The sequence below is a fragment of the Planktothrix sp. FACHB-1355 genome (assembly GCF_014748295.1).
GTDB classification, from domain to species: domain Bacteria; phylum Cyanobacteriota; class Cyanobacteriia; order Cyanobacteriales; family Aerosakkonemataceae; genus Aerosakkonema; species Aerosakkonema funiforme_A.
This window is the reverse complement of record NZ_JACJUP010000292.1, coordinates 1-6,285: the sequence shown is the minus strand read 5'-3', so window position 1 is coordinate 6,285 and position 6,285 is coordinate 1. Positions and strand designations below refer to the sequence as shown.

General features: G+C 45.1%; 7 protein-coding genes. 4 read left to right on the top strand and 3 right to left on the bottom strand.

Going from position 1 to position 6,285, the window contains the following annotated elements; translation table 11 throughout:
• Nucleotides 1-84: 84 nt before the first annotated feature.
• Nucleotides 85-684, bottom strand: coding sequence for a signal peptidase I (gene lepB / locus H6S82_RS14115; protein ID WP_190470278.1), 600 nt, complete (start codon nt 682-684; stop codon nt 85-87).
• Nucleotides 685-790: 106 nt separating this feature from the next.
• Between lepB and H6S82_RS34020 the strand changes: the two genes are divergently transcribed.
• The 3 genes from H6S82_RS34020 to H6S82_RS14105 all read left to right on the top strand — a co-directional run bounded on the left by H6S82_RS34020 (nt 791) and on the right by H6S82_RS14105 (nt 3,707).
• Nucleotides 791-916, top strand: coding sequence for a hypothetical protein (locus H6S82_RS34020; protein WP_255512281.1), 126 nt, complete (start codon nt 791-793; stop codon nt 914-916).
• 32 nt (nt 917-948) lie between these two features.
• Nucleotides 949-2,277, top strand: coding sequence for a dihydroorotase (locus tag H6S82_RS14110; RefSeq protein ID WP_190470258.1), 1,329 nt, complete (start codon nt 949-951; stop codon nt 2,275-2,277).
• A 401-nt stretch (nt 2,278-2,678) separates the two neighbouring features.
• Nucleotides 2,679-3,707, top strand: coding sequence for a DUF6745 domain-containing protein (locus tag H6S82_RS14105; RefSeq protein WP_190470255.1), 1,029 nt, complete (start codon nt 2,679-2,681; stop codon nt 3,705-3,707).
• Nucleotides 3,708-3,722: 15 nt separating this feature from the next.
• Here H6S82_RS14105 and tsaE read toward each other — a convergent pair whose 3' ends face one another.
• On the bottom strand, nt 3,723-4,202 hold the full coding sequence (gene tsaE / locus H6S82_RS14100; protein WP_190470252.1) for a tRNA (adenosine(37)-N6)-threonylcarbamoyltransferase complex ATPase subunit type 1 TsaE: 480 nt from the start codon (nt 4,200-4,202) through the stop codon (nt 3,723-3,725).
• 14 nt (nt 4,203-4,216) lie between these two features.
• On the bottom strand, nt 4,217-5,605 hold the full coding sequence (locus tag H6S82_RS14095) for a gluconeogenesis factor YvcK family protein (RefSeq protein ID WP_190470249.1): 1,389 nt from the start codon (nt 5,603-5,605) through the stop codon (nt 4,217-4,219).
• Between the two features lie 201 nt (nt 5,606-5,806).
• Between H6S82_RS14095 and ruvC the strand changes: the two genes are divergently transcribed.
• A partial coding sequence (gene ruvC, locus H6S82_RS14090; RefSeq protein WP_191056332.1) for a crossover junction endodeoxyribonuclease RuvC occupies nt 5,807-6,285 on the top strand: 479 nt, incomplete at its 3' end.

The window sequence follows — 6,285 nt, the reverse complement described above, 5'->3', positions numbered from 1 at the left end:
AGGGGCGAGGGAAGAGGGAAGAGGGAAAAGGGAAAAGGGAAAAGATTTATTCTCCTACTCCCCCACTCCCCCACTCCCCCACTCCTATTTGCCAGCAGCAGGATAAAGTGGTTCTGGGTCTAATTCTCCTAAGCGATTGAGGGGCCAGAAGCGAACTACAGCCCTACCGATGATGCGATCGCGAGGCACAAAACCCCAGTAGTGGCTATCGTAGCTATTATTGCGGTTATCGCCCAAAACCAGGTAGGAGTCGCCTGGTACCGTCACTGGGCCGTATTGGTAGTCTGGCGCATCTTCAATATATTTTTCCTGTAGGGGTTTATTATTGATGTAAACTCTTCCCCCCTTAACAGCCACCTTTTCACCCGGTAGACCGATCACGCGCTTGATGAAAGCATCTTTGAAATTTTGTTGCTTGAGCGTGTCTGTGGGTGAAAATACCACAATATCTCCCCGCTGCGGAGTTTGGAAGTGGTAACTTAACTTATCGACTATTAAGCGATCGTTGATTTGTAGGGTTGGCAGCATTGACCCAGAGGGAATGTAACGAGCTTCCGCGACGAAAGTCCGAATCCCCAAAGCCAATATGACGCTTAAGCCAATGGTTTTGACTCCTTCCAACAAAGGATTTTCGGATGTTGATTGCGGATTTTTATCAGAAGCTTGATCCTGCACGCGAGTCATAGGCATTTAATCACTGGATATAATATAGATTACCAAATTAGTCAAGTGGTTGAGGAGAAAAGGTTAAACTGTATTGCCACAATCTACTTTGGCATAATTAGCAAAGATGCCACTCTCAACTTCTTCGATCGAATTTAAGCAAGTCGAGAATTGTTTGCTTGGAGAGCAATCCGGCTTTCCCCATACATTATATGTTTATCGCTATTTTCAGAGCGGCGATCGCGAGCGATAATTGTACTGAAACTCCCCCTTACTTTGTTTACCATGTCTTCCCATCCATCCTTATTTATCCGTCGTGCCAGAATTCTCTTACCGAGTGGTGAATTTATGGTAGGAGATGTAAAAATCTGTGGCGACGAAATTGTTGAGGTTGCATCCACAATTCTAGATACTGCCAAAGAAACGGGAGATAAGGAAATCGACGCCGATGGTTTGACCTTGTTGCCTGGGGTAATTGACCCCCAAGTACACTTTCGGGAACCGGGACTGGAACATAAGGAAGATTTGTTTACTGCCAGTTGCGCCTGCGCCAAAGGCGGGGTGACAGGGTTCTTGGAAATGCCCAATACTCGTCCTCTAACGACAACGCAAGCGAATCTGGATGATAAGTTACGACGGGCTGCCCAGAAGTGCCTAGTCAATTATGGCTTTTTTATGGGCGCAACGGCAGAAAACTTGCCTGATTTGCTTGAGGCTAACCCGACTTGCGGTATTAAAATTTTTATGGGATCGATGCACGGCGCGTTGTTGGTCGATCGCGAAGAGTGGCTGGAAGCTATATTTGCTAAAGGGGAAAGACTCATCACCGTTCACGCCGAAGACCAAGACCGCATTAATCGACGACGCCAGGAATTTGCCGGTATTACCGATCCTGCCATTCATTCCCAAATTCAGGATAATCAAGCTGCTCTCAATGCTACTCAGTTGGCGCTGCGTTTGTCTAAAAAATATCAGCGACGGTTGCATATTTTACATATGTCAACTGGTGAAGAAGCAGAATTGCTGCGTCAGGATAAACCAAGTTGGGTAACTGCTGAGGTAACCCCGCAACATTTGGTTCTGAATACGGATGCTTATGCAAAAATAGGCACATTAGCGCAGATGAATCCACCGTTGCGATCGCACCGCGATAACGAAGTTCTTTGGCAAGCGCTACTCGATGGCGTTATTGATTTTATCGCTACAGACCACGCGCCGCACACTTTAGAAGAAAAAGCTCAAGGTTATCCGAATACGCCTTCTGGAATGCCTGGTGTGGAAACTTCTTTGCCGATTATGCTAACTCAAGCGATGCAGGGAAGGTGTACTGTTGCACAAGTTTCTAACTGGATGTCTACTGCTGTGGCGAAGGCGTATAAGATTCCTAAAAAAGGTGCGATCGCTCCCGGTTACGATGCCGATTTGGTATTAGTAGATTTGGATAATTATCGCCCTGTTTTGCGCGAGGAATTGTTAACTAAATGCGGTTGGAGTCCTTTTGAGGGATGGAATTTGACTGGATGGCCAGTTTTTACGATTGTCGGCGGTCAAGTTGTTTACGAAAAAGGTAAGCTGTACACCGATGTGCGCGGGAAAGCTTTGACATTTGGTTAATGTGACGACCGAAGTCGCGATTGCACAGATTTTTAATAAAAAAAGGGGTTATGTTAGCGAGTTTTGGGTTAATCTTCCTCTTTGGATCGGGATTGAGAATAAAGAGGTATTTCTCTTGACTCTTACATTTTTTTGTGATATACTAATTTTGATGAGGAAGAACTAGCCTGTAATATTTTTTGCAAGCAGATTTCCATTATTTAAGAATACCACGAATTGTGTAAATATAGGGGAATATTAAATTTATTTATAAAAACTTATTTAATTGTAGGGTGGGTTAGGCACGGGCGATAATTTCAACACTTTCAACCAATAATTAACTTCCCATGCCTTAACCCACCATATCCCACCTATCCATAACATATACAAACATTTTCCACCATAAACCCTCTAGACCCAGAATGATTGAGAAACTGACTCCCGAACAAGAAGCACAAATTCCCCTTTATCGGGAGAAATGGAGATCGATCGCGCTTTCTACCGAACCAATTGACCGTCAAAAAGCTGCTGAAGCAGTCAAACTAACTTATGAAGTAATTGATGAAGAAGAACCTGAAATTATTTTTGCCCAGAGTCCTTATGCAGCTTTAGAAATAGTCACCCATGAATTAAGAAAAGGGCTGAAACGCAAGCTGGGAGACATCAAACATAAATTGAGATTTCCGGGATTAAGTTCACTTTCAAATCAAGTATGGTCTGTGATAGGTGATGAGCTTAGATCGTTGTGGGATCAAATTGGAAATGAACGGCGAAATCAAATTTTACTGCAACTAAAAGAGCAAATTCCAATAAAATTACGAAAACAGTTTTTTAGCGAATGTATTCCATTTGAAACATGGACTTATTATGGTAGTTATTTTGATTTCAACTTCTCTATCCTCAAATTACCTTGCGATGGAAAAATGTGGTTGGCATTTCATTTGCTAGTTTCTGAATGCGGTTGGATTTTTCCTTATGAAAAGATTTGCGTAGTTTGCGATCGCCCTAGAATCTTATCTTTCGACTCAGCAAACCAGCTTCATGCAGAAGGAAGCCCTGCCATTGAATTTGTTGATGGCTTCCAGGTGTATGCTTATCGTGGTGTGAGATTGCCTTTCAAATATAGAAAAATTCATCCTAACCAGTGGAAGGCGGATTGGCTGTTAGATGAAAAGAACGTAGAGCTTCGTCGAGCGTTGATTCAAGGGATTGGTTACCCACGAATCTGCAAAGAACTTTACGCGGTTGAAATAGATTCTTGGCAGGAATATTCTCTACTAAAAGTTGATGAGGATGCTGATCTTGAACCAATTCGATTGCTGAAAATGACTTGTCCTAGCACAGGATACATCCACGTTTTGCGAGTACCGCCCGCTCTAAAATCTGCAAGAGAAGCAATTTGTTGGGTAAATTGGGGAACAGATCCAGAAGAATTTTCAATACAAACCTAATCCCTAGAACAGCAATTAACTAATGGTTGGTAATGTGAGAAGATTTAAGTTAAATTCACCGAACGATGTAATGTTAGCTTGACGACTGCCATCTTCCCGATAAGCAAGAGCAAGATGCAGGTAGCTAGGCGGCTTGTATGGCAATCGTTCCGACCATTCGATCGCCACAATTCCCAAAGGCACTTCGACCCCTTCCCAAAAAGTTTCCGGGTGCAAAGAATCGACTTCTGCCGCTGACAAACGGTATAAATCCAAATGATACAAAGGCAATCTTCCTTCTGGGTACTCATTCACCAATGTAAAAGTAGGGCTGACGATCGCATCTAGTATGCCCAATCCTTCACCTATACCTTGAACTAAAGTAGTTTTGCCAGCACCTAAATCTCCTTCCAGTAAAATTACGCTACCAGCTTGTAGAGACTGACCCAAAGCGCGACCCAACGATCGCGTCGCATCAGCATCAGAAAGACGAATTGCCTGCGGTTCTATCACCATTTTCGATCGAAAACCTAAAATTTAAAATCGCCAACTGGTTGGGATTGAGCGCGACTGTACCAGCGCAGCAACACCCGCGCTAGCCTCTGAGAATTATGGCGCACCAAAGCCGTATTTTTATCCTCATCCATCACATTCGCCAACACAATTCTACGCCCCAACTGTTCGACTGCCTCGCGATCGAGGAAAACAGGATGAGAATTTTCTTGTGCGTAGCGAATCAGAGCGTTAGCCGACGGTGATTTCCGCTGCACCAATACGGCATTAAACAATCGCTTCCCGCAGGCTTCGTCAATGGCTCGGATGTGGTCGGAAACGGTGTATCCTTGAGTTTCTCCAGGCTGAGTCATGATATTGCAAACGTAGATGCTGGGAACTTGTCGTTCTGCGATCGCTTCTGCAATTTCCGGCACCAACAAATTAGAAATCACGCTGGTGTAGAGGCTACCTGGGCCAATAATAATGTAATCCGCTTCGCGAATTGCCTGCAAAGCTTTCGGCAAAGCGGGAGGATTGGCGGGAATACAACCAATTTTGACAATATTTCCTTTAGCTTCCGTAATCTTAGATTCTCCCTCAATGCAGCGTCCGTCTGCTAACTCAGCCCACAAACGGACATCGCTAAGCGTCGCCGGTAGCACCCGTCCTCTGATCGCCAAAACTTTGGAACTGGCAGCGATCGCTCGTTCCAAATCTCCAGTAACTTCGCTCATCGCCGTCAGGAACAGATTACCAAAACTGTGACCGACCAAACCATCCCCAGCGCGAAAGCGATATTGAAACAACTCCGTCAATAACTTTTCCTCATCTGCTAGCGCCGCCAAACAATTGCGAATATCCCCTGGTGGCAGCACGCCAATTTCCCGCCGCAAACGCCCAGAAGAACCGCCATCATCCGCCACCGTCACAACCGCTGTAAGATTGGCGCTGTAAGTTTTTAAACCTCTCAGCAAAGTAGAAAGACCCGTACCGCCGCCGATCGCCACAATTTTCGGGCCGCGATTGAGGCGGCGATGGGCTAGCAGCATATCAATCAGTTCTTCATCTCCTGCTGGTTTGAGAACTTCCGTAATAGCATTGAAACTGCGAGTATGTCCCCACAGAATAAACAGGATACCGAACGCTACTACGAGCGGGCCGCTGATATAGCTGGGAAAGAAGGAAGCAACCTTTTCTAAGATGTCGTTGATCAGCTGAATGAGGCGATAAATGGGAGTTAGCTTTACCCAGATGGCCAACCCCAGACTGGTGAGCAAGACACCGCCTGCACTCAAAAGCAACCAGCGTTTCACCAACAATCCAGGAGCCAACCATTTGAACCATGTATTGACTCGCTGGGGAGTGCGACTTCGTGACTCGTGGGACAGGACAAGAAGGGCTTGTTTGAATAAACTGAGGGACATAGATGATTTGGGCGAGGTATTCAAAAAGGTTCGTCAGACAAGTGTATAATAGAAGTTTTTAGGTTATCGAGCTAATATCTCCACTTAAGCAGTATGTTCAACTAGGTATTTGTTACCAGAGTTATTGGCGATCGATCAACCCTAAGCTTGTATGCCATAAGATTCATGTTGCACAGAGCGATATCTGGGTGAGATTTTCTTATGGAGCAGCGAATTTTGGGATTAGACCCAGGGCTGGCAGTAGTTGGATTTGGGGCCATTATTTGCCCAAAGCTAGAGCAAACTCCCGCGACCCTGCTAGACTTTGGAGTCATAAAAACTTCATCCGATCTAGACATCGGAGAACGACTCAACATAATTTATGAAGATTTGCATACATTAATACAGCAGTGGCAACCGGATCTGGTGGCGATCGAAAAACTATTTTTTTATCGCATGGGAAATACGATTGCTGTAGCCCAAGCGCGAGGTGTACTGATGTTAGTCTTAGCTCAGCATAAACTACCGATAGTAGAGTTTACGCCAGCACAAATAAAACAGGCGCTTACCGGCATGGGCAATGCGGATAAGTATGACGTGCAGCAGTCTGTGGCGCGGGAGTTAAATTTAGATTATATTCCCAAACCGGACGATGCAGCGGACGCTCTGGCAGTAGCCTTAACTGCATGGTTCGATCGGGC